The sequence below is a fragment of the Salinivibrio sp. AR640 genome, from assembly GCF_001995405.1.
Taxonomy (GTDB): Bacteria; Pseudomonadota; Gammaproteobacteria; order Enterobacterales; family Vibrionaceae; genus Salinivibrio; species Salinivibrio costicola.
In genome coordinates this window covers 157394-180212 of the sequence record NZ_MUFD01000002.1, presented here as the reverse complement: position 1 = coordinate 180212, position 22819 = coordinate 157394, and the positions used below count along the sequence as shown (strand labels likewise).

21 protein-coding genes and 1 riboswitch are annotated in these 22819 nt (G+C 48.8%); of the genes, 7 read left to right on the top strand and 14 right to left on the bottom strand.

The features are described 5' to 3' along the window. Positions 1-2 precede the first annotated feature (2 nt). The 7 genes from BZG75_RS02350 to BZG75_RS02320 form a co-directional block, all read right to left on the bottom strand. Positions 3-1142: an ABC transporter substrate-binding protein gene (locus BZG75_RS02350; RefSeq protein ID WP_077461135.1), complete on the bottom strand. Its 1140-nt coding sequence runs from the start codon at positions 1140-1142 to the stop codon at positions 3-5. 16 nt (positions 1143-1158) lie between these two features. Continuing rightward, entirely contained in the window at positions 1159-3294 is a 2136-nt protein-coding gene (gene lpdA, locus BZG75_RS02345; RefSeq protein ID WP_077461136.1) for a dihydrolipoyl dehydrogenase, read from the bottom strand. Between the two features lie 381 nt (positions 3295-3675). Then, positions 3676-4269, bottom strand: a complete 594-nt coding sequence (locus BZG75_RS02340; protein ID WP_077461137.1) for a TfoX/Sxy family DNA transformation protein — start codon at positions 4267-4269, stop codon at positions 3676-3678. A 145-nt stretch (positions 4270-4414) separates the two neighbouring features. Beyond that, positions 4415-4516, bottom strand: a riboswitch (cyclic di-GMP riboswitch). Between the two features lie 178 nt (positions 4517-4694). Beyond that, positions 4695-5699, bottom strand: coding sequence for a substrate-binding domain-containing protein (locus BZG75_RS02335; protein WP_077461138.1), 1005 nt, complete (start codon positions 5697-5699; stop codon positions 4695-4697). A gap of 315 nt (positions 5700-6014) precedes the next feature. Further along, positions 6015-6791: a heme ABC transporter ATP-binding protein gene (locus BZG75_RS02330; RefSeq protein WP_158009952.1), complete on the bottom strand. Its 777-nt coding sequence runs from the start codon at positions 6789-6791 to the stop codon at positions 6015-6017. Next, positions 6791-7825, bottom strand: a complete 1035-nt coding sequence (locus tag BZG75_RS02325) for a FecCD family ABC transporter permease (protein ID WP_077461140.1) — start codon at positions 7823-7825, stop codon at positions 6791-6793. Before BZG75_RS02325 ends, BZG75_RS02330 begins: the two co-directional genes overlap by 1 nt. A gap of 2 nt (positions 7826-7827) precedes the next feature. Then, positions 7828-8676, bottom strand: coding sequence for a heme/hemin ABC transporter substrate-binding protein (locus BZG75_RS02320; protein WP_077461141.1), 849 nt, complete (start codon positions 8674-8676; stop codon positions 7828-7830). Positions 8677-8885: 209 nt separating this feature from the next. Here BZG75_RS02320 and BZG75_RS02315 point away from each other — a divergent pair, with 209 nt between their 5' ends. From BZG75_RS02315 to BZG75_RS02295, 5 genes are all read left to right on the top strand, one after another. Then, positions 8886-10943 (top strand): TonB-dependent hemoglobin/transferrin/lactoferrin family receptor, encoded by a 2058-nt coding sequence (locus BZG75_RS02315; protein WP_077461142.1) that lies wholly within the window; start codon positions 8886-8888, stop codon positions 10941-10943. Between the two features lie 95 nt (positions 10944-11038). Then, complete coding sequence (gene hutX, locus BZG75_RS02310; protein ID WP_077461143.1) at positions 11039-11575, top strand: heme utilization cystosolic carrier protein HutX; 537 nt, start codon at positions 11039-11041, stop codon at positions 11573-11575. A 2-nt stretch (positions 11576-11577) separates the two neighbouring features. Further along, positions 11578-12147 carry a heme utilization protein HutZ gene (gene hutZ, locus BZG75_RS02305; RefSeq protein WP_077576042.1) on the top strand — a complete coding sequence of 190 codons (570 nt, stop codon included), beginning with the start codon at positions 11578-11580 and terminating at the stop codon, positions 12145-12147. A gap of 137 nt (positions 12148-12284) precedes the next feature. Next, positions 12285-12755 (top strand): DUF2947 domain-containing protein, encoded by a 471-nt coding sequence (locus BZG75_RS02300; RefSeq protein ID WP_077461145.1) that lies wholly within the window; start codon positions 12285-12287, stop codon positions 12753-12755. A gap of 83 nt (positions 12756-12838) precedes the next feature. Further along, positions 12839-13282 (top strand): hypothetical protein, encoded by a 444-nt coding sequence (locus BZG75_RS02295; protein ID WP_021023734.1) that lies wholly within the window; start codon positions 12839-12841, stop codon positions 13280-13282. A gap of 47 nt (positions 13283-13329) precedes the next feature. Here BZG75_RS02295 and panP read toward each other — a convergent pair whose 3' ends face one another. The 7 genes from panP to ugpB all read right to left on the bottom strand — a co-directional run bounded on the left by panP (position 13330) and on the right by ugpB (position 20977). Continuing rightward, positions 13330-14976, bottom strand: coding sequence for a pyridoxal-dependent aspartate 1-decarboxylase PanP (gene panP / locus BZG75_RS02290; RefSeq protein ID WP_077576041.1), 1647 nt, complete (start codon positions 14974-14976; stop codon positions 13330-13332). Between the two features lie 220 nt (positions 14977-15196). Further along, on the bottom strand, positions 15197-15718 hold the full coding sequence (locus tag BZG75_RS02285) for a hypothetical protein (RefSeq protein WP_077576040.1): 522 nt from the start codon (positions 15716-15718) through the stop codon (positions 15197-15199). 233 nt (positions 15719-15951) lie between these two features. Further along, positions 15952-16749, bottom strand: coding sequence for an HAD family hydrolase (locus BZG75_RS02280; protein ID WP_077576039.1), 798 nt, complete (start codon positions 16747-16749; stop codon positions 15952-15954). A gap of 32 nt (positions 16750-16781) precedes the next feature. Beyond that, entirely contained in the window at positions 16782-17885 is a 1104-nt protein-coding gene (locus BZG75_RS02275; RefSeq protein WP_077576038.1) for a sn-glycerol-3-phosphate import ATP-binding protein UgpC, read from the bottom strand. Beyond that, positions 17886-18734, bottom strand: a complete 849-nt coding sequence (gene ugpE, locus BZG75_RS02270) for a sn-glycerol-3-phosphate ABC transporter permease UgpE (protein ID WP_077576037.1) — start codon at positions 18732-18734, stop codon at positions 17886-17888. Further along, positions 18734-19615 carry a sn-glycerol-3-phosphate ABC transporter permease UgpA gene (ugpA, locus tag BZG75_RS02265; protein ID WP_077576036.1) on the bottom strand — a complete coding sequence of 294 codons (882 nt, stop codon included), beginning with the start codon at positions 19613-19615 and terminating at the stop codon, positions 18734-18736. The genes ugpE and ugpA overlap by 1 nt, the downstream gene beginning before the upstream one ends. A gap of 57 nt (positions 19616-19672) precedes the next feature. Beyond that, entirely contained in the window at positions 19673-20977 is a 1305-nt protein-coding gene (gene ugpB, locus BZG75_RS02260; RefSeq protein ID WP_077576035.1) for a sn-glycerol-3-phosphate ABC transporter substrate-binding protein UgpB, read from the bottom strand. Between the two features lie 277 nt (positions 20978-21254). Here ugpB and BZG75_RS02255 point away from each other — a divergent pair, with 277 nt between their 5' ends. Then, positions 21255-22022: a glycerophosphodiester phosphodiesterase family protein gene (locus BZG75_RS02255; RefSeq protein WP_077576034.1), complete on the top strand. Its 768-nt coding sequence runs from the start codon at positions 21255-21257 to the stop codon at positions 22020-22022. Positions 22023-22068: 46 nt separating this feature from the next. Then, complete coding sequence (locus BZG75_RS02250) at positions 22069-22809, top strand: DeoR/GlpR family DNA-binding transcription regulator (RefSeq protein WP_077576094.1); 741 nt, start codon at positions 22069-22071, stop codon at positions 22807-22809. Positions 22810-22819: the final 10 nt, after the last annotated feature.

Below are 22819 nucleotides of genomic sequence, written 5' to 3'. Positions count from 1 at the left end.
TTTTATTGTCCGTAACGTTTAAGCCAAGCGCTTTCGAGAGCGGTTTGCCAACTGGGATGCGGCTCTGGCTGGGACTGAAAACGGCGCGTTTTAGCGGTGTCAGGCAGTTTAACCACCGGTGGGTCGCCCCAAATATCAGTCTGAGCTTTGCGCAATTGCGCCTTCTCACCCATCAAAAAGTTGATCGCTATCTTGGCGCCGGCTTTTGCATTGGCATTGTAGGGGATCGCCAGAAAATGGATATTAGATAAAGCCCCCTGCTCAAAAGCAAAGGCGCGTGCCGTTGGCGCTAACGTCCCTGAGGCGATGGCGGATTTTGCCGCATTGGGATTAAAAGCGATCCCGATTAACAGCGCACCGTCATCGACAAGCTGCATGGTGTGCGCGCTGCCTGAGGGAAATTGCTCCCCATTACGCCAAGCGACTGGGTGCAGTGCATCAAGGTAGTCCCATAGCGGTGCAGTTATGGTCTCAAAGTCTGCATCGTCGACGGGCTGATACAACGCCTGTTGATTGTTTGTCAGCTCAAGCAATGCCGCTTTTAAAAAGCTGGTGCCATGAAATTCGGGCGGTTTCGGATAACTGATCCGACCGGGATTAGCTTTTGCGAGCTGTAACAATTCAGCAAAAGAGCTTGGAGGATTGGCGAGTGTTTTTTTATCGTGAATAAACACCAGTTGCCCGACCCCCCATGGTGCTTCCAAGCCTTTGGTAGGTTCAGTAAAGTCCTCTGTCACGGGCAAGGTTTTATCAACGATTTGCCAGTTAGGCAGCGCCTCGACAAAGGGGCCTTCAAGTAACCCGTTTTCCTTCATCGATTTAAAGTTCTCGCCATTAATCCAGACCATATCGACACTGCCGCCGGTATCTTTTCCCGCCGTTTTTTCAGCCAATAAACGATTCACTGTTTCTGCAATATCAGCCACTTTAACGTGTTTGAGGGTCACACCGTATTCACGTTTGAGTTCACGCCCAGCCCAACGAAGATAAGCATTGATTTGCTGATTGCCGCCCCAGGCATTGAAATATACGGTTTGCCCGTTCGCGTCTTGTTCGACTTGTGCCCAATCCTGCTCAGCGGGAGTGGCCAAGGCATAGCCACTGGTGATTGCGAGCGTTAGGGCCGCTATCCATTGTTTCATTGTTCTTCCTTATTGATTAGTGACGCATCCAGCGTTGATATTTTTCGACCCACTGTAGGAGTTTCTCCGGTGCATGCGCCTGTTTCCACATACCCGCCGTATATTTAACCGCTTCACTCATGGTGGGATAAGGATGAACAGTGCCGAGTATTTTGTTCAGCCCCAAGCCATGGCGCATCGCTAAGGTGAACTCGGCCAATAAATCGCCGGCATGTTCTCCCACGATGGTCACTCCCAGTATGGTGTCTTTTCCCTTTGGTGTCAGCACTTTAATAAAGCCATGGTCATTGCCATCGGCGATGGCGCGATCCAGGTCATCAATGCCGTAATAGGTCACTTCGACGTCTTGTTGGTTGGCTTTGGCTTCTTTTTCATTAAGCCCAACACGTGCAACTTCTGGGGACGTGTATGTTGCCGCTGGCATCACCGAGTAATCCGCTTTAAAACGCTTAAATTGGCCAAATAACGCATTGACCGCGGCATACCACGCTTGATGGGCACTGGCATGGGTCAACTGAAAGGGCCCTGCCACATCACCCACTGCATAGATATTGGGGTAATTAGTTTGTAAATAGTCATTGACCTGAATGGTGCCACGCTCGGTCACTGGAATATCGAGCTTTTCGAGACCAAAGCCTTTGGTGTTGGCGCTGCGTCCTAACGCGACCAGCACCGCATCAAATGTGACGGTTTTCTCACCGTCAGGGCCGTCGAGTAAGGCGATTTGCTCATTGCCACGCTGTTCAAATGCTTTGACCTTGTGCTGTGTTAAAACCGTGACACCGTCACGTTCTAGCGCGCTTTCAACCAGTTGAGCAGCGTCTTTATCTTCACGGCTTAACAATTGATCCGCCATTTCAGCCAGCGTCACTTGGCTGCCTAAACACGCAAAACTTTGTGCCAATTCTGCGCCAATGGGACCCCCGCCCAAAACCAATAACCGTGGTGGCAGTTCAGGCAGGGACCAAATCGTATCCGAGGTGTAATGTGTTACCTCAGCCAAACCGGGAATGGGAGGGAGCATGGGGCGTGCGCCTGTGGCTATCACGATGTTGCGGGTAGTGAGGCGTTCGCCGTTGACTTCAACTTCCCATGGCGAGACGATGTGTGCTTCGCCTTGCACGCACTCCACGCCGAGCTTGGTGTAACGCTCGACCGAATCATGGGGCTCAATGTGGGTAATCACCTGTTTTACCCGCTCCATCACTGCTGGAAAATCAACGACTGGCGCTTGGGTATGAATGCCAAACGCCTTGGCCTTGCCGATTTCTCGCATGGTTTTCGCCGCGCGTATCAGCGCTTTAGAGGGAACACACCCGGTGTTTAGACAATCACCTCCCATCGAACCTTTTTCAACTAGCGTGACTTTTGCTTTCACCACTGCCGCGATATAACTCGATACCAGTCCGCCTGCACCGGCACCAATTACCACCATATTGCGATCAAACTGATGGGGCTTGCGCCAACCTTGATAGCGTTTACGACGCGTGACCCACGCCATGATCCATTTTGCTAGCAGCGGGAACAGGCCGAGTAATGCGAGCGATCCAAGCACCGAAGGCGACACCACATCACCAAGTGAGTCGATTTGGGCGAGTTGAGTCCCTGCATTCACGTACACAGCTGTCCCCGGTAGCATGCCTAGCTGGCTGACCCAGTAGAAGGTGCGCGTTTTTAAGGGCGTTAACCCCATCACTAGATTAATTAAGAAAAAGGGAAAAATGGGAATGAGGCGTAGCGTGAGCAGATAAAAGCGGCCATCTTTTTCAATGCCACGGTTAATGGCATCTAATTTTTGACCGAAGCGATTTTGTACCCAGTCTTGGAGTAAAAAACGACTGACCAAGAAGGCGAGGGTGGCACCAATAGAGCTGGCGAAAGAGACCAGAATCAGCCCCCACCAAAATCCAAACAATGCGGCGCCCAATAAGCTCGCTACCGCGGCACCGGGGAGTGATAGGGCAGTCATCACAATATAGCCAAGCAAGAAAAATAGGCTGGCTTGGGTAAAATGCTGAACGATGTAATCGTTGAGTATCGCCTGTTGCGCTTTCGCATTGTCGAGCGTGAGCCATTGGCCGAGGTCGAAACTAAACCAGAGCGCGACGATGGCGGCAATCACTAGACCAACAAAAAGTTTTTTTACTGACATATTAGGTCTCGTCGCTAAATTAAAGAGGGCCAGCTATTACTTTAGAGTACTTTTGTGGACGGTTGGCAACTAACTGGCTGATTTATCGGTTGCATCAGCGAACTGTGCTGTCGATCTTACCTCTGACAAGACCGTATCGATCGCTAAAAACTTTCAGTTAAACGAAAAATCGCCAATTAAATCAAAAAAACGCCGATTAATCTCCACGAACTAGAGTCGACGGAAAGAAAAGCGCACTCGATAAGATGATGACGCAAAAGGAAGGGCATAGAGACATGTCAATGAGTTAATAGAATAAAGCGACACCGCCAGAAGGCGGTGTTGAACGCAAACATTGCTCACAGGAAAATTAGTAAGTCATACAGAGGTGACTGTGAGAGGTTATTTTTCTAAGTGTTGTAATAATTCTTGACGGCGTTGGGGTGGCACTACCGACCAGTGTTTACCGGTAATCGCCCCTTCTAACGACCACAAAAGCTCGAGACTCAATTGTGTTTCATGAGCAGATCTCAGTGCTTTATAAGCGCCGACGGCACCGTGCTTTTGCAATGTTTCTGGCGAGTCTATGCCTGCCTTTTTAAGCATTCGTTCGGTGGCCAATCGTAGATTCGGGAGATCTTTGAGCCTTGACGGTGTCGCTGCCGATTTCATAGAACGATCCTGGATAGCAACGTCGAGAGCATTTTTCGCTTCGGCCAATAATCGCTCTGGATCGTCCCACCAAGCGCTAGGAATAGCAAAATATTTGGTGACGACCGGGAATCCACGTTTTTTGTACACATATGGCGTTAAGCCTTGCTGTTTGAGTAAGGCCTCGTTTTCTATACCGGCACGAAGGTGGAGGGTGTTATTGACCACTAGGGCGAACATGGTGTCTTCACAAAAAAGTCCAAATCCGCCGAACATGGATCGGGATTTGATATTGCCAAACTCGGCAAATAAACGCATCGCGTCTTTTAAAGCAGGTTTATCCATTTAATAACAATCTCGATGAATGTGAATGCCTAAAAATAAAGTCGCAGTCTAACAAGGCAAACAGACAAGATTGTCAACGAAGCATCAAATATTCGATTTGATCCGTTCGTTTGCTGACACTTGATTCAGCAATAAAAACAACAGCGCTGGCAGCCCCGCTACCATTGAATCCCTGACAGTGACGCCAGAATCATTAGGCCGGAGGCTTTGCGTCCCATGCTTTCGCGATGGTTTGCCTTGTTCAAACGTTGTCCAGGATATAATAATTGGACACAGATGTCGCCCTCTCTACGCATACAAAATGTGATATTGGTTCAATAAGTATGTAACTGATAATTTAAAGTAAAAGCTCTTATCCATAGGAAATCAAAAAAGCCACGACCGTCATAGGGGCGTGGCTTTACATAAAAAAACGCGATAAACCATTAGGTTAGGTTTTTTACAGAGTCTCGACTGATTAATGATAAATCCATTTCAAACACTTGCTGCTGCGTATCGTTATCATTAATCCGGCTGAGTAAAAGTTTAACCGCAGTCTTGCCCAGTTGTCGTTTAGGTTGATGGACAGTTGTCAACGGTGGTGAGTAATATTCAGTCAGATCAATATTGTCATAACCGATGACAGAGATATCATCTGGCACCTGAATACCCGCCTGGTTGAAGGTGCTGATCGCCGCTAACGCCATGATATCATTAAAACAAAAAACTCCCGTAGGACGGTTTTCCATGGCAATAAACTGCTGAGCGGCGACTTTTGCTTGATTCGCTTCAAAGTCCGCTTCAATGATCCAGTCTTGATTTACGGGGATATCAGCTTCTTTCAGGGCCCGATAAAATCCTGCAAGCCGTTGCTTACAGGTGTTCTTATCCATTTGCCCAGAGATACAACCAATTTGGGTATGCCCGTTGTCAATAAAATGTTTGGTTGCCAGATAGCCGCCTAGTTCCGCGTTATCTTCAATCCGATCGGTATCAATGTGGTGACTGCCCCAATCCATGACGACCATGGGTAGGTCACGCTTCTTCTCTAGCAGTAGCATGAGATCTTCATTGAGATCCGAGCACACCACAATTAAACCGTCGACACGCTTTTCTGACAGCATACGCAAATAGTCGCGCTGCTTTTCAAGGTTGCCTTCGGTATTACACAAAACTAGCGTGTAGCCTTGCTCGTAGCAATAGTCTTCTACACCGTGCACGAGCTCGGCAAAAAATGGGTTGGTCGATTTAGTGACCAGCATTCCGAGCGTACGTGTCGTATTACATTTTAAACTACGAGCCACAGCACTCGGTGCATAGTTCAGGTCTTCAACGGCTTGCCAAACCTTTTCTGTTGTCTTTTCGGCGACAAAGCGGGTCTTATTGATAACGTGTGAGACCGTGGTGGTTGAAACACCCGCGAGACGCGCGACATCTTTAATCGTTGCCATCTTAATTCTTCTATATTGTGAAGCCTTGGGATCGTTACTCGCGACCTTACAGAAAAACGCCGCTGATACGCAGCGGCGCTGTCTTTCACAATCCCGGCCCATCAGACGGTTGCGAAGGTAACGAATCCGATTTCATCCATTCTCATAGCTAATCGGTTGCGGTCTCAGTTTACTTAGGTTGCCGCCTAGTCGCAATTGGTCTGATGAGCGAACGATCATCAACAGACGGTTTTGTGACCCAGCTAGGCGGTTATCAATGCAAAAGTCTCATGGCGACGCTGGCAAGATCCCACCTTGATAGCAATAACTCAGGCACTAGGTCACGATCAATGGGCAGGCATGCTCTGGGTGCTCAATGACCTTAAGCGGATACTGATAAATCTTTGCGACCTGTTCACTCTCAAAACATTGCCATGGGGTACCCGTTAATACCATCTCTCCTTGTTTGAGAAAATACAGGCGATCCGCGTAGCGACTGGCAAGATTGAGGTCATGCAGCACTAAGACCACTGTCATCCCTTGATCGGCAAGCGATCGACAGCGTTGTAGCGTGTAATGCTGATGGGTAATATCGAGCGCCGATGTAGGTTCATCGAGTAGCATGATGGCCCGCGTTGGATCGGTTTGGACTAACTGCAAAGCAATGCGCGCCATATGGACTCGCTGTTTTTCACCGCCTGACAATATAGGATAAGGCCGGTTAGCAAGATGGGTGATATCCCACTGCTGTAACTGCTCATCGGCGAGGGCGGCAATTTGCGCCTGATTCGCTTGTAACGGTGTCGCCCCCATTTGAACCACTTCTTTGACCGTAAACGCAAAGGTTAAGCCACTACTTTGGGGAAGAAAGGCGACCTGTTTAGCAAAGCGCTCACCATGCCATGCGGCTTTAGGCATGGCCCAAAAATCAACCTGGCCTGATGGATGACTGTCACTCATCACTTGTTTGAGTAAGGTGCTTTTCCCCGCGCCATTTGGCCCGAGCAACACATGTAATTGGCCTGCAGCAAAGGAAACATTGATGCGATTAAGTAGTTGGCGTCCGTTAAGCGAGTAACTTAAATCACGAACATTGAGGGCAATATCAGACATTAATGCACCACTGCTTGTCGTTGTTGGATCAAAAGCCATAAAAAGAAGGGTGCCCCCATAAGTGCGGTGATGATCCCCACTGGCAGCTCTGCCGGCGCAACAATGATTCGTGCGATAATATCAGCAAGCGTCAATAAAAGGGCGCCCAATATCGCCGATAAAGGGATCAGGGTGCGATGATCTGGCCCAGCCAATAGGCGGCCAATATGCGGAACAACCAAGCCGATAAAGCCAATTAATCCTGCGGCGCTGACCGACACCCCCATTCCAGCGGCTGTCGCAATGATCAATAAGCGCTTTAGGCGATGAACATTGATGCCAAGATACGCAGCTTCGTTCTCGCCAAGTAATAAGGCGTTGATATGCGGAGCGCAGCGATAGGCAAAAAGCGTGAGGGTAACGGCTGCAACGCCCGTTAACGCGATGAGTCCCCACGATGCGCCAGTGAGCGACCCCATTGACCACAAGGCGATATCACGCAATGTTTGGTTATCAGCAACGTAATTGATTAACCCGAGCGCCGCACCCGACAAGGCACTGATGGCAATACCGGCTAACAACATCACAGTAACCGATGTTCCCATCGATGTTGTGCCAATACGATAAACAAACAAGGTGGCGACCAGCGCACCCAAAAAGGCAAACAGCGGCACCGAGAGGGTAAAACCGACGTTAAGGCTGCCCCAGGATAACAGCAACAATCCCAACGCGCCGCCTAAAGACGCCCCTCCAGAGACTCCAATGATCCCCGGATCCGCAAGCGGATTGCGAAATAGCCCTTGCATTAATGCGCCAGATACTGCCAGAAGTGCGCCAACGAACAAACACAATAAGGTGCGTGGTAAGCGGACCTGTTGCACGATGGTCAAGATATGCGGTGCGACATCACTTTGCCAAGGGCTCAAGCTTTGTAAACTGACTAGCCACCCAAGTTGCCACTGTCCCACGGCTATCGACATCACAGTGACGATGAACAAAACAGTGATCAACACAGGGAAGAGCCGCTGATGCGTTTCACGAAAGTAAGCGTGCATTACTATTGGTTTCCGGTTAAATGGGTTTGAATGCGCAGGGCCTCATCAAGAGTATTCAGACTTAATCCACCCACTAATACACGGCCATCCACAGCGATGATGCGATTGTTTTTATACGCTCGTGTGCTTGATAGCAACGGGACGGCGTTTGCCAGCCCTTGCATACCACCAAGCTGATCGAGTGAGCGTTGCATGACCAAAATAAAGTCAGGATTAAAGCCAAGCAGCGCCTCGGGTGAAAGTGGCTTATAGCTGGTGACGGATTCAGCCGCAGGGTTCGTGGCACCGAGCAATTCAATCAAGGTATTTGGAGTGGTATCAGCGCCGGCGACACTGGCAGGTCGTCCCTGGTGAACCAAGAGAAAAAGACCGTTGAGCGTGGATGTGTTTGATGCTGACGCTCGGGTTTCTAGCTTGGCTAATTGGTCATCCATGGCGTTGATCAATGGTTCGGCATTCGCTTGTGTCGCCGTTAACTCCGCCAAGGTATGAATACGTTGCTTGAGGGCAGCGACCGTCGGGGTACTCGATAACGTCACCACCTTGACCCCGGCATCACGGAGTGTTGATAACACCGGTGCTGGGCCCATTTCTTCTGAACCAATTAAAAGATCGGGGGATAGCGAAAGTACACCTTCCGCCGCGAGCTGGCGATGATAGCCCACGCTCGGCATGTCTTTCTCTTGTAATTGGCTGGTGGCATCAATACCAACAATTTGTGATTGCGCGCCAAGCTCAACGAGCAAGTCAGTCACACTGGCGCCCGCACTGACGATGCGTGGCGAGGCATGAATCGATAGAGAGATGAGGGTACTGAACAGAGCTATCACTCTTACTGCGGCGGTGGCCATGTTAAATCCTTATTTTCGCTTTATCAGTGGCTTATTGGTCAAAGGTAATGCGGTGTCATTGACAGTGATTTATCGTTCACTGCACATTTGTAATTATTAGTTACATGACTAATTAAGATCAATTATCGTTTACATTGCTGTTCTCGATCAATACAATCTTGCAAAAATAATGATGATTCTCATTTGTAGTTGAACCAGAGAGCACTGAAATGACATTGAAAAAGGATATTTTGATACCACGTCCGAGCCACCTAAACCTCGCTATCGGACTTGCGCTTGGCACATTAAGCCTCACTTCACCCGTCATGGCCGCCGATGGCGGGCAACAAAATGGCAACCAAACAGAAACGGTGTCTGTGTATGCCAGTCGTATGGACGCGCAAAAAGCGAATCGCGCTGTTGCCGTCAGCACGGTGTCACAGGAAGAAATAGAGAAAAGACAAGGAAGTAACGTCACGGATTTAATTCGGCACCTACCCAATGTCTCTGTGCTTGGTGGCGGGCGCGATGCCGCTCAGTCTGTGACTATTCGTGGATTAAGCAGCGAAAACGGCCGCGTGGTGCAGCTTGTTGATGGCGCACGTCAGAATTTTTCTGTTGGTCACCGCTCCAGTCTATTTATTGATCCTGAGTTACTCCGCTCGGTAGAGGTGGTCCGTGGCCCATCGAGTACCCTGTGGGGCTCCGGTGCTTTGGGAGGCGTGTTTGCCCAAAACACCAAATCAGCCAGCGATTTTCTTTCCGGTGATCAGGCCTTAGGTGGTTACCTTAAACAAGGATTCCACAGCAACAATAATGCCTCACGCACAAGCGGCGCGGTGTTTGGACGCACAGAGACGGTTGATTGGCTGGTACAAAGCTACTATCACGATAGTGATGATAACCAACTAGGCAACGGCAAAACCTTGTCTTATTCAGCGGATAGAGAAAAAGGTGGTTTTGCTAAAGCCCGTTACACACCATCTTTAGATCACCAATGGACGTTCACTGCTCGTCAAGGCGAACTTAATGATATGTCTCCATCAAATCCCTCAGTCAAAGAGCCGTCAGGTTCTTATCCGTTAGTATACCGGGAAACAAGGGACCAGAGCCTTTCCGTTGCCTACGATTATAGTCCCGCCAGTCATTGGGTCGATATTAACTCTCAGTTGTATTTCAATAATACTGAGATGAAAGAGCACCGTGTTGCACCGCAAGAACGTGACAATAATGAGACTCAAACCATAGGTTTCTCTATCACGAATACGTCCAACATAAAAAATATCGATTTAATTACAGGTCTGGATTTATATCGCGATAGTTATGAAACGAAACGTGATGACAGCAGTGCACCTGGAGAGCGTCCGGCAGGACAAGATGCAAATGCAGAAAGTATAGGGGCGTTTGGTCAAATAAATATTCCTGTATTCGACCAGATTCGTTGGCAAGCGGGTGTTCGATTTGACTCTTACAAAGGTGAAGATAATCGACCGACATCACTGGATAGTGAGAGCCGCGATCATGCGTGGTCCCCATCGACGGCATTGACATGGAACGCAACCGAACAGCTAGCATTGACTGCCAGCTATCGCGAAGCTTTTCGTGCACCGAGCTTAGAAGAAATGTATGCCAGTGGTACTCACTTTGTGGTTCCTATGGGGCCTACAAAGTTGATCAATCGATTTATACCGAATCCGGACTTGAAACCTGAGCACAGTGCCAATAAAGAATTAGCCATCACGTACCAATTTACACCGACGAGCTATTTCGACAATGCTTATGTTGATGCGCGCCTGTTCCGCAACGATGTTGACGATTTTATTGATATGAACGTTGACTTCATGGGCGGCACTACAACGCGTGAAAACGTTAAAGATGCCAAACTGGAAGGCATCGAACTAAGCCTTCATCACCAACTCGGTGGCTTTACCAATAATCTAAGCTACAGCCAAACCGAAGGCAAGAATAAGAATGATGGTAGCTATCTCGATAACATCCCAGCTCACAAGTTTGTTGCTGAAACCGACTATGCGCTGGCGACGTTACCAGTGAGTGTCGGCGGTCGAGTCTCTCATTATGCCGATCAAAACGACACTAACGATGCCAACACTTACGACGGCTACACCCTGTGGGATGTGTATGCAAGCTACAGTCCCAATGGCGCTTGGGATGGCGTGAAGTTTGATTTAGCGATCGATAACTTAACCGACGAGCAATATACCCAAGCTTGGGCGCAAGTGGCTTCACCAGGGCGCGATATCAAATTTAATGTTCGTTACCAATTTTAGCTCGTTACCAACTTTAACGACTCGTACAAAGGGCAGGTGAACGCCTGCCCACACTGATAGAACCTATCACAATAAAAATAGGCTGGGAGTGATCAATGACAACCACTACGTTAACGGAGCAGGTCAGTGCGCTACTGACCGAGAATGCCTCGATGCTGCCTGCCGATATGGCAGCAACGCTAGGTGTGAGTGAGGGGGAAGTGGTACGCGCCATGCCCGCAGATTATCAAACTTGGGTCGATGGGCAACATGCTGAAACCGTGCTCATGCAGGTGGCCGGATGGGACGGGCCTGTGACGGCGATTGTGCATTCCGGCGGCTCGATCTTTGAAGTAAAAGCGCCGTTCCCCAAAGGAAAAATCGCTTACGGCTATTACAACTTAATGGGTAAGCCCGGCGAAATGCATGGCCACTTAAAGTTAGAGCGCATGGCGGGCATTGCTTTTGTCAGCAAAGCCTTTCGCGGCAAGACAACGCATTACATCGGCTTTTTTACCGAACAAGGCGATTCGATTTTTAAGATCTATCTCGGGCGTGATGAAAAACGTCAGCTTTTAGACCATCAGATTGATGCCTTTAACCAACTAAAAACGCAGTTAGCGACCTCACAACAAACAGAATCGGAGCAATAACTATGGATCAAGCGACTAAACAACAACGGCTACAAAACCGCCTTGGCCCTGAAATTAAAGAATTTCGTGCAAACTGCCGGACATTACAGCTTGCAACATTGGATACAAAAGGCAAACCCAATGTTAGTTATGCCCCCTTTGCTCAGCGTGAAGATGGCTTTTATATCCTGATCAGTGAAATTGCCCGTCACGCACGCAACCTGCAAGAAAACCCAAACCTGTCATTGATGATGATCGAAGATGAAGGGAGCGCGAAACAGATTTTTGCTCGTCAACGTCTTAGTTTTGATGCACGAGCTGAAATGGTGGAACGTAACACCGCGACTTGGCAAGTTGGCATTGATGCATTGAAAGCGCGGTTTGGCGATATTATCGATAATTTGAGTGGCTTAGAAGACTTTCGCCTCTTCCGTCTGGCGCCAGAAAACGGCCTGTATGTGAAAGGATTTGGCCAAGCGTTTCAGGTTGGCAGTGACGACTTTGTTGATATGGTGCACCTTGATCAAGGCCACCGTAAAATCGGCGAAGACAATGACATTAAAACTACCGATGAGATCGTCATTAACGGCTAATCGAGTTGATGAAGGGTGAGACGGCAATGTGTTTCGCATTGCCGTTTTCTCTTTATTATCGGTATTGGGCTTGGTAACAACCTCGCTGCAATTATGGTAAAGTGAACGCCATTACCAAGCCGATAACCACGAGCAGCATGAATTACATCCCATTATCTGACTACAAAAGAAAGTGGATTTTCACCCATCAATCTCTCCCTATCCCAGAGCAAGATCTTGCTGAGATTAAACCCATGACAGAGACGCGTGCGGCGCAGTTGTGGCAAGAATTTATCAGTAAAGATAGCCCGACACCGGATCATTTTGGTAAGCAAGATTGGCCCACCCATCAAAACGTTTGGACTCAACGGCTGGTCTGGCAACATGCGTGGGACAACGATGATGATCTGCCTGAAGACTTTGTGTCCAATTTTCCTTGGGAAGACAATATTACGGTCTACTTTTGTTACGACAAACATAATATCGTCGAAACTCGCTGGGGCGTGTTCAAGCAATATTGGAAAAACTTTCTATTCTATGATGACAAACCCATCTTGATTGGTCGTCGTCGCAAAGAGGTTGCGATGTTTGAGCAATCAGGTGAAGTAGTGATCGGTCAACGTGACTGACGTTCAAGTCATCAACGACGTGGCCGTTAATAGAAAGATAAACCGCATGTCCAATCCATAGCGTCATCGTATAGGGATCAGAGATGATAAAAATAATCGCTGCCGTGTGTTTGTCGGTCTTACTGGTTGGGTGCTCGTTACCTAATATGTCGGATCTGTGGCGCAATTACAGTACCATTGGCTTAAACGAAGCATTACGGGGAGCCGAGCAAGATCTGATTCATTGTCGCTATGATAATACGCTGGATACCGCGCAGCGATACACAGTGATTGGAACCGCGCGAGAAAAAGCGCGTGCGTTCGAATTAATGGGGATCGCGTATAGCGAGCAAGAAAACACTGCTGAATTTGATCATACCTTGCAACGCTTTTTATTTTCAGAGCCAGGGCGCGCAATGACAGCGCCACAGGTGCAAATACAATGGCAACAAGCCCAGCTAGACATTGAGCATCAGCGTGAGACGGCGCTAAGCCAGACGCACTGTTTGCAGTCAACCAATATCCCCAAAACAGGACCGCTCAAATAATTAGGCAGCCACTGAATGTGACTGCCTGCGCACGCCGCAATGTTTGGCTAGCTCTTTAGAATACTGTCTGCCAAGGTGATCAGTCGCGGATAAGCGAACTCACTTTCTTGCGCAATCGCAGCTTGTTCAACTAACACCTCGTGCAGAATCTCTTGTGTGGTAAGTGGGTTAGCAAGTACCACCCTAAACACTGTGGTCGTCCGCCGCTGCCACTGCTCTGGCGTGAGACGCGTCCGTGAGACGAACGTTTGACCTGATTCACGCTGGCGTTTTTGCACAAATTTAGTCAGATCATTGAGCAAGTTATGAATCAAATCGACTTGCTCTTCATTAGCCACCGCAAGGGCCGCTTGCACACGAGCGGGAACAAACCGATAGGTCAATAAACAAAGCTCTGGCTCTGAGATCAGCTCAAAATCCGGGTGTTGGCTAATCATCTTGGCAAACGCAGCTGCTTTATCGATACTTTGATCAATCAACAGCTCATAGCCACGGCGAGAAATAATATTCATACAGGCAAATACCAACATCGCCATACCGCTGCGAGAGCCTTCAAGCGTATGACTCCCGAGGTCTTTTGCCCCTTTACGGAGAATATACTCGGCGTGGTGCTCGATGGATGCGACCACGGAAGGATCTTTAAACAGCACCATACCGGCGCCCATAGGGACATACAGCTGTTTATGGGCGTCAATGGTCACCGAATCAGCACGCTCAATACCGGCCAGCTTATGGCGCTGGTTATTCGACATTAACGTGGCACCACCCCAGGCGGCATCCACGTGAAAATGAATGCCTTCTCGCTCAGCAATATCAGCTAACGCATTGAGTGGATCGATACTACCGGTTTCTGTCGTGCCAGCGACACCCACGATGGCCACCGGTTTGATATTATCGCGATTCAGTTGCGTAATAGTGTCTTCGAGTGCATCAATGCAAATGCGATTTTGGTTATCTGCGGGCACGGAGATCAATTGGTCGCGGCCAATTCCTAGCACATCGGTGGCTTTTCCCAATGAATAGTGGCCCCGTTCAGACACTAAAATGGCCAAATCGCGATAACCATAGTGACGCATTGCACCAAACAAGCCTGCTTTGTTAATGCCAGGAAATTCACCATCAGGCTTAAGGACGTTATTTCTCGCCACCCATAGCGCGGTAATGTTGGCGACTGTTCCCCCCGAGCAGAATGCGCCCAGCGAGTGGTTGGCGCTGTGCATCCAGCTTTGATAAAAGGCATCATCTTGCTGATAAATCAGATTATGCAGCATGCCAAGCACTTGGCGCTCGAGCGGAGTAAACGCTTTCGAGGTTTCGATCTTGACCGTATTCTGGTTAAGGCCAATCATAATTTTTGATAACGGCATTAAAAAATACGGCAGGGCAGAGGTCATGTGGCCAATAAATCGCGGCGAGGCGGTGTGAACGGACTGGGCGACCAATTTATCGAGTAAAAACTGCGTGTGATCCGACACGAAAGCAGGATCTTCAGGAATTGTGGGATTACTAAAATCACTTTCGATATCTGCCAGCGAACGCTCGGTAGCCGTAATGTGATTTTGTAAAAATCGATTAAGATTCTGCGAGATTTCTTGCTCAATTTGACTGAGCGTTGAGTCTGGCGCTTCGGGGACAGTGAAAATCCGGTGTAAGGTTTCGGGCGTCGCGTCCGCGGCTTTATTATGTATGGCCATGACGTTCTTCTTTTATCTGCTTAGCTGTCCAAACGGTGAAAACCCTGATCAAACAAAGGCTATGCACACGATCACTTGCTGAAAAATGGCCACAACATAGCAAAAAAATGCGCGGCAATCAGGCTTTTTTATCGTTTGATGACAGCAAAAGCCGCATAAGCAACGAATATGATGACGGTCAGAGCCGACAACTGCCGGCTCATTGTTGATTGATGCAGACTTACTGACATTGACGATCGTTAATGCTTACCATCTGATCGTTATATTGGTTCAATGGTTTGTCGATTTCTTTAGGGTGGCTGAGAAGGTCGGCGAGGGCACTACGTAGCGCATAGTTACCTTCCATTGACTCTCCTTGACGAAAAGCAAACACGTCTTTCGCCAGTGACGACGGCGGCAGTGAGCTTTGCGACAGGGTTTTAACATCTTCTTGCGAGAGCATTAGCCATGATTCAACCGGCGCATCGAGATTGAGCTTGGCGCTGTCATTATTTAAATAATAGTCAAAAGCTTGTGCGTTCAGATTAAAGTGGTTGGTGCGGCCGCGTAAAAACCAGTCGGCTACCTCATCCAAAGAGGTGTCTTTTTCAACGGTCATCTCCACTAACGCTTGATACCAGTTAATTGATGCATCAACGTAGTCATGGTATTTGGCTGAATAACAGTCTGCGTTTTCTACCGGTGCCGCGTGTGACATCATCGGCAACAAGGCTGCGACCAGTGCAAGGGCATAGCGTTTCATAGCATTTTCCTAATCGTTATCGTGTTTGCGCTTAATAATTATACGCACTAACCATGCGAGGTGCGCAAACAGTGAGGTTTGGGCATCATTATCATGATAAAACGCCCACATTGTAGAACGACCTACCGACAAAGTTAAATAACACATTGATATAAAAAGCCCTGTAGCAGAAAAGCTGTGAAGCTGCCCTCAGTTAGTCGTTGCTCTCAGTGACGAAAGTAAAAAAGATCGGCTTAGCGCACTAATGATAACCAGCAGGATGCAAATTCAGCGAAGCCCAGCCCACCTGGTGCCTCTGTGATCCAGGTGGGTGGGGTATCGAGTGCAGCAAGGTGGGGGGCAATATTGGCGACCCCAACACTGAGCGGAAAGTAGGCAAACATGTCGTTATCGTTGCGTGAGTCACCAATAAAGGCAACCTGTTGAGGAGCGGCCTTTTCTGTGACACCGTAACGCAAAAGCCAATCCAGCGTCGCTTGTTGTTTATTATGGGTACCCAACCATGCGTTAATATGAATAGAGCTAGCCGTTGCTTTGGCACCATATGCGTGGAGTGCCTCAAGCAATGCATCGACTTCGGATTGTGGCGCACGTTGGGTATGCTGACCAATATCAATGGCCACTTCACAGTGGCGGTAGGCTTGATCGGTGCTGAGGGTACGATTTGGATACTGCTCGAGTAAGTGATCAATCCAATCGCGCAGCCCGGGTTGTGCTTGCTGGGCGGTGTAGCTGATTTTTGTCTGTCGTCGGCCATTTTCATGCCACATCACCACGCCACCATTTTCACCGATGACCGCATCGACAGGCCAAGCGTTAATGATGTGATCACACCAACCTGCACAGGCCCCTGTCACGGGTACTACTCGGATCCCCGCATCACGCAACTCGGTTAATGCCTTCAGTGTTTGCCACGGAAGTGCCCCTTGCCACGTCAAGGTGTCATCAACATCGGTAAACAGCCACTGAACATCGCGCCAGCGTTCGGCGTGTTGATGCATCGATGACAAAGGCAAACACTGAATTGGCATGACGCTATGCTCCTAAAGTATGTTCCTAAAGATTAAATCGCCACAACCCGCTCATCGCTAAGCGCTTTCACATCAAGCGTCAGCCGTTTACCGCTTTCAGCCGCAAAGACATGCAAATTGTGCGGGTCAATCGCTAACGGTAGTTGATCGCCCTCTTTCACTTTACTATGGCCTTCTAAGCGCAAGGTGATCAGACTATCCGTGTCCGCGATGTGACCATAGACCAACAAATCGGCCCCTAACGCCTCCGTTAAGGTTACCGATAGCGTAAATTGCGCCTGGTCGTTAGGGACGATTTTTAAATGTTCAGGCCGTAGCCCAACACACACCGATGATGCGGTTGTGCCCTGGCAATAAGCCAGTGCGTGATGACCGATGGATAGGGTGTGGTTGTGGATTTGTCCGTCGACGATGTTCATCGCCGGAGAGCCAATAAAGGTGGCAACAAAGAGGCTGGCGGGCGCATCATAGACTTCCAGCGGTGTACCAATTTGCTCGACGTTGCCGCCATTTAACACCACTAACCGGTCGGCAAGCGTCATCGCCTCAACCTGATCGTGAGTGACATAGACCGCTGTCGTCTTGAGTTTTCGTTGCAGGCTTTTTATTTCCAAACGCATCTGAACACGTAGCTTAGCATCCAGGTTGGATAAGGGTTCATCAAACAAGAACACCTTGGGACGACGAACAATTGCACGGCCCATTGCCACGCGCTGACGTTGGCCACCAGACAGTTGATTGGGGCGTCTATCTAGCAAGTGATCAAGCTCCAACATGGTCGCGACTTCGTTGACCAATGTTTCAATCTCCGCTTTTGGGGTGCCGCGGTTTCTCAATCCGTAAGCCATGTTATTAAACACACTCATGTGCGGGTAAAGCGCATAATTTTGAAACACCATCGCGATATCACGCTCACCCGGCTCCAGATCATTCACTCGCTTGTTGTCGATAATTAAGTCGCCATCCGAGATGGCCTCCAGGCCCGCAATCATGCGCAGTAATGTGGATTTACCACAGCCACTTGGGCCGACCAAGACAATCATCTCGCCATCTTGTACGGCCAAGTCGACACCATGAATAGCTTTGAACCCATTCGGATAGGTTTTTTGAAGTTGATCGAGGGTTACCGTTGCCATTTACTTCTCCGTCTCCACTAAGCCTTTAACAAATAGTTTTTGCATGCCCAAAACCACCAATACAGGCGGTAGCATTGCCATTAATGTGGTTGCCATGACGCGGTTCCATTCCACTTCACCGTCGCCAACAGACAACATGCGCTGAATACTCATCACGATGGTGTAATACTCGTCATCCGTGGTGATCAGAATGGGCCATAAATACTGGTTCCACCCATAGATAAAAGTGATCACAAACAGCGCGGCAATATTGGTGCGCGATAAGGGTAATAAAATATCTTTAAAAAATTTAAACGGACCTGCACCGTCCATGCGGGCGGCTTCCAGCATTTCCCCCGGCACGGTCATAAAGAACTGCCGGAATAAAAAGGTCGCGGTGGCGCTGGCGATCAGTGGAATCGTTAGGCCCGACATGGAATTCAACATATTGAGGTCGGCAATGACCTGGAATGTCGGCATAATACGTACTTCAACGGGAAGCATTAAGGTCATAAAAATGATCCAAAATGCCAGCATGCGGCCAGGAAAACGGAAATAGACCACCGCATAGGCCGACAAAATTGAAATAGTCAGTTTGCCGATGGATATGCCCATCGCCATTAAAAATGAATTCCATAACATGCCTGCTACGGTGATATTTAACTCACGCGATGTCCCTTCGGTGAGTATCTCTGTAAACACAGATAAGCCTTTGTCACCAAACCATAATGGGGTGACACCACTCACAAACGCGCTGCTATCATGAGTGGCGGCGGTGAGCGCAAGCCACACGGGCAACGCAACAGAGGCCACACCCAGAATCAACACCAGATGCGAGAACACAGTAAGCCAAGGGCGACGTTCAACCATTAGTAGGCCACCTTCTTTTCAACATATTTAAACTGAATCACGGTTAATGCACCGACCAAGATCATCAGCACCACCGACTGGGCCGCGGATGAGCCCATATCGAGCCCAACAAAGCCATCGGCGTAAACTTTATAAACCAGCGTGGTTGTCGATTGACCTGGCCCGCCTTGGGTCATAGCGTGAATAACGCCGAACGTCTCGAAGAAGGCGTATACCAAGTTAACAACCAAGAGAAAGAATGACGTGGGTGACAGCAGCGGAAAAATAATGGTCACAAACCGTTTCCCCGGTCCAGCCCCGTCAATCGCGGCCGCTTCAATCAATGATCGTGGGATCGACTGTAATCCTGCAAGAAAGAACAAAAAGTTATAGCTGATCTGCTTCCAGGTGGCGGCAATAATGACCATGGTCATGGCATCCCCAGAATGAATAAAGGGATTCCAATCGAGCCCAATGGCTTCAAGCGCATGGGCCAGTACACCCACGGTGGGGTTGAACATAAATAGCCAGAGCACCCCAGCGACAGCGGGAGCAACCGCATAAGGCCAAACCAATAAGGTTTTATAGCCCGTCGCGCCTTTGATCACACGATCGGCCATCACCGCGAGCACTAATGCCGAGAGAAGAGCAATAGCGGCGACTGAAAAACTAAAAAACAGCGTAGTTAAAAAGCTACTGTAATAGCTTGTGTCACCAATGAGGGCGATAAAATTGTCAGCACCGACGAACTCGGTACTGAGCCCAAAAGGATCTTCAAGTAGCATCGACTGCCAGACCGCTTGTGCTGCTGGCCAAATAAAGAAAACAAACGTAATGAGCAGTTGCGGTGCGAGTAATAAAATGGGAAACGCACTGTGGTTAAATGTGGGTTTATTGGACATAGACTTTCTCAATAAAAAGAGCGGGCTCAGCGCACCGCTCCATAATACAAGGCGTAATTATTTGTTCGCTTTAGCAAATTTAGCGAGCAATCCGTTCGCACGTTCAACGGCCTCATCCAACGCTTCTTGCGCTGACTTATCACCCGACCAGACAGTTTCAAGCTCTTCGTTGATCACATCGCGAATTTGCACGAAGTTACCCAAACGAATACCTTTCGATGCAGGGGTGGGCTCCACTTCTGTCATCTGATTAATCGCGACATCTGTCCCCGGGTTCTTAGCGTAAAAGCCTTGCTTTTTACTTAGCTCATACGCACCGTGAGTGATCGGCAGATAGCCAGTAAATTGGTGCCAATCAGCTTGGATCTCTGGTTTTGATAAGAACGAGAAGAACTGAGCAACGCCCTTGTACTCTTCTGATTCATGACCTTGCAGAACCCAAAGCGTGGCGCCGCCAATAATCGTATTTCTTGGCTGCTCAACGGCTTTATCCCAGTAAGGCAGCTTGGCAACACCAAACTCAAAGTCTTTCACGCTCTCACGCACGCCCGCATAGGACGCTGAAGAGTTCATATACATGGCACACTCGCCACTATAAAAAAGTGGTGCACTGTCAGAGCGACGGCCGCCATACTCAAAGATCCCAGCTTGTTGCCAGTCTGCCATTTTGGCGATGTGATCAACGAAAGGTGATTGGTTAATCAGCATTTCGTTATCCACACTGCTAAAGCCGTTATCATTAGTGGCAATCGGGGTATTATGACGTGCGCCGAGGTTTTCGATTTGTACCCAAGACTGCCAGCCAGTGGTGAAGCCACACTGGGTGCCATTGGCGAGAAGCTTTTCTGATACTTGCTCGACCTCTTCCCAAGTCTTAGGTGGTGTCACCCCCGCTTTGGCGAACAAATCTTTGTTGTAATAAAGCACCGGTGTTGAGCTGTTAAACGGCATAGACAACATGTTGCCATTTTCGTCTGAGTAGTAGCCGGTCACAGAAGAGAGATAATCAGACTGGTCGAACGGTACTTTGGCGTCTTGCATTAACTCATACACTGGGTAAATGGCGCCTTTTGCAGACATCATGGTCGCCGTGCCTACCTCAAACACTTGCACGATATGAGGTTGTTTGTTGGCGCGGAAGGCAGAGACCGCCCCCGTCATGGTTTCGGTATAGTTGCCCTTATAAACGGGCTTCACTGTGTAGTCGTCCTGACTGGCATTGAACTTCTCGGCCATTTCATTCACTTTTTCACCGAGATTTCCGCCCATTGCGTGCCACCATTCAATTTCGGTTGCAGCGTTGGCGGAAAACGAGGCCAACAACAAGGCCGAAGAAAGCGCGGTTAAGCGTTGGGTTTTCATGCGTCACTCCTTTTGAGGATGGGGTAATGTTCATCTGGCAACTTAATGAACAAAAATGAACATAATATGAACCTCACCGAAAAGGGAGATGACAATTGTATGACTTTTGACCGCGATCTCGTTGGCCGTGAAAAAAATGTTAATTAAAGCGTGTTTTATCAATGAAAAGCATGAAATCAAAGGTAATAGCAATGCAACAAATCTGTCACCTTTAACGGGGAGAAATGAAGTCCTGGTTGGCTTACAATAGATTTATTTAAGATAAAGAGATGTTCATATGAAAACCGAGCCCGAAAAGTCAGTTTTATCATCTACTCCGGTATCACCTCATAAATTATGTGGTCACCGGGGCGTCGCCGCTCAAGCGCCTGAAAATACGTTAGCGTCGATCGCCCGCGTGCGTGAACTCGGCTTAAGTTGGGTGGAAGTAGATGTGCAATTAACCCAAGACGGCATTCCTGTAGTCTTTCATGATCAAACGTTATCCCGGTGCACGAATGGGAAAGGGGCGTTGAAAGACACCGCCTTAGTCGATTTACAGCAATTGGATGCGGGAAGCCACTTTTCAGCTGACTTTGCTCAACAACGAGTGCCGACATTAGCGGCCGTATTGGCACAAGTTCATCACGATGAGCTGCACCTTAACCTTGAGATAAAAACCTATGCCGATACCGATATTGCTGCATTATGCGACGCGGTATTTGATTGTTTATCGACAAGTCCTGTGAATGAGCGGCAGATCTTAATCTCGTCTTTCTCTTTGGATGCGTTGCGGTATTGTCGCGATCAAAAACCGAGCCTCGCCCGGGCGATCTTATGGGAAACCATCCCTGATAATTGGCATGAGTTTCGCGATTTAGCCACACTTAGCATTCACTGCAACTATCGCCACCTCACCCAAGAGAAAGCAAAATCCGTTAAAGATTCAGGTTTAGCATTGAAGTGTTACACCCCTAACGATCCGCACGCCGTGGCACCTTTATGGGAGTGGGGAGTGGACATGATGATCACCGACGCCCCTGAGCGTTATTTATCGATAAGTTGATATCGATAAATTGAAAAATAAGGAGGGAGTGTTGGTGACTAACGATTTGGGATTAAACTGGCGACAGCGAGATATTCTCAGCCAATTAGCCGATGTCGAACATTTAGAAACTGACCACTTGGCCGCGCATTTTTCCGTGACTACGCAGACTATCCGTCGCGATATTAATCAGCTTTGTGCGTTGGGGCTCGCCCGTCGTCATCATGGTGGGATCAATATGCCCTCCGCACAGGCAAACAGTGACTATCAGCGCCGGCTTGAACGCCATCGTGGGATTAAAACTGGGATTGCGCAGGCTGTCGCCGAGCGTATTCCTGACGGGGCCACCGTGATGTTAGGCATTGGCACGACCGTCTCGGCGATTGCCGAACAGTTACTCACCCGACGTGATCTTCGGGTGATAACCAACAACGTACAAATCGCCCACATTCTCGGCGCTAATTCTGACCTGGAAATTTGGCTGGCCGGCGGAAAGTTACGGGCCAACGATCAAGATATGGTGGGCCATTCGGTGATTCAGTTTTTATCCCGCTTTCAAGCCGATATTGCCATTATTGGTTGTGCGGCGGTGAGTGAAGAAGGGTGGGCCTGTGAGTTTTCCCCGGATGAAGCCGATGTCAGTGACACCATGTTGGAAGCCGCCACCGCGCGTTGGCTGGTGGCTGATGGTTCAAAATGGCAGCGCAGTGCGCCGGTGAAAGTGAAAACGCTCAAGCAATTTGACTATGTGTTCACCGATCATACTGAGCTTGCCAGTGACATTGCCTTTGTTCCTTGTGCGTCTTAATCATGGCGAG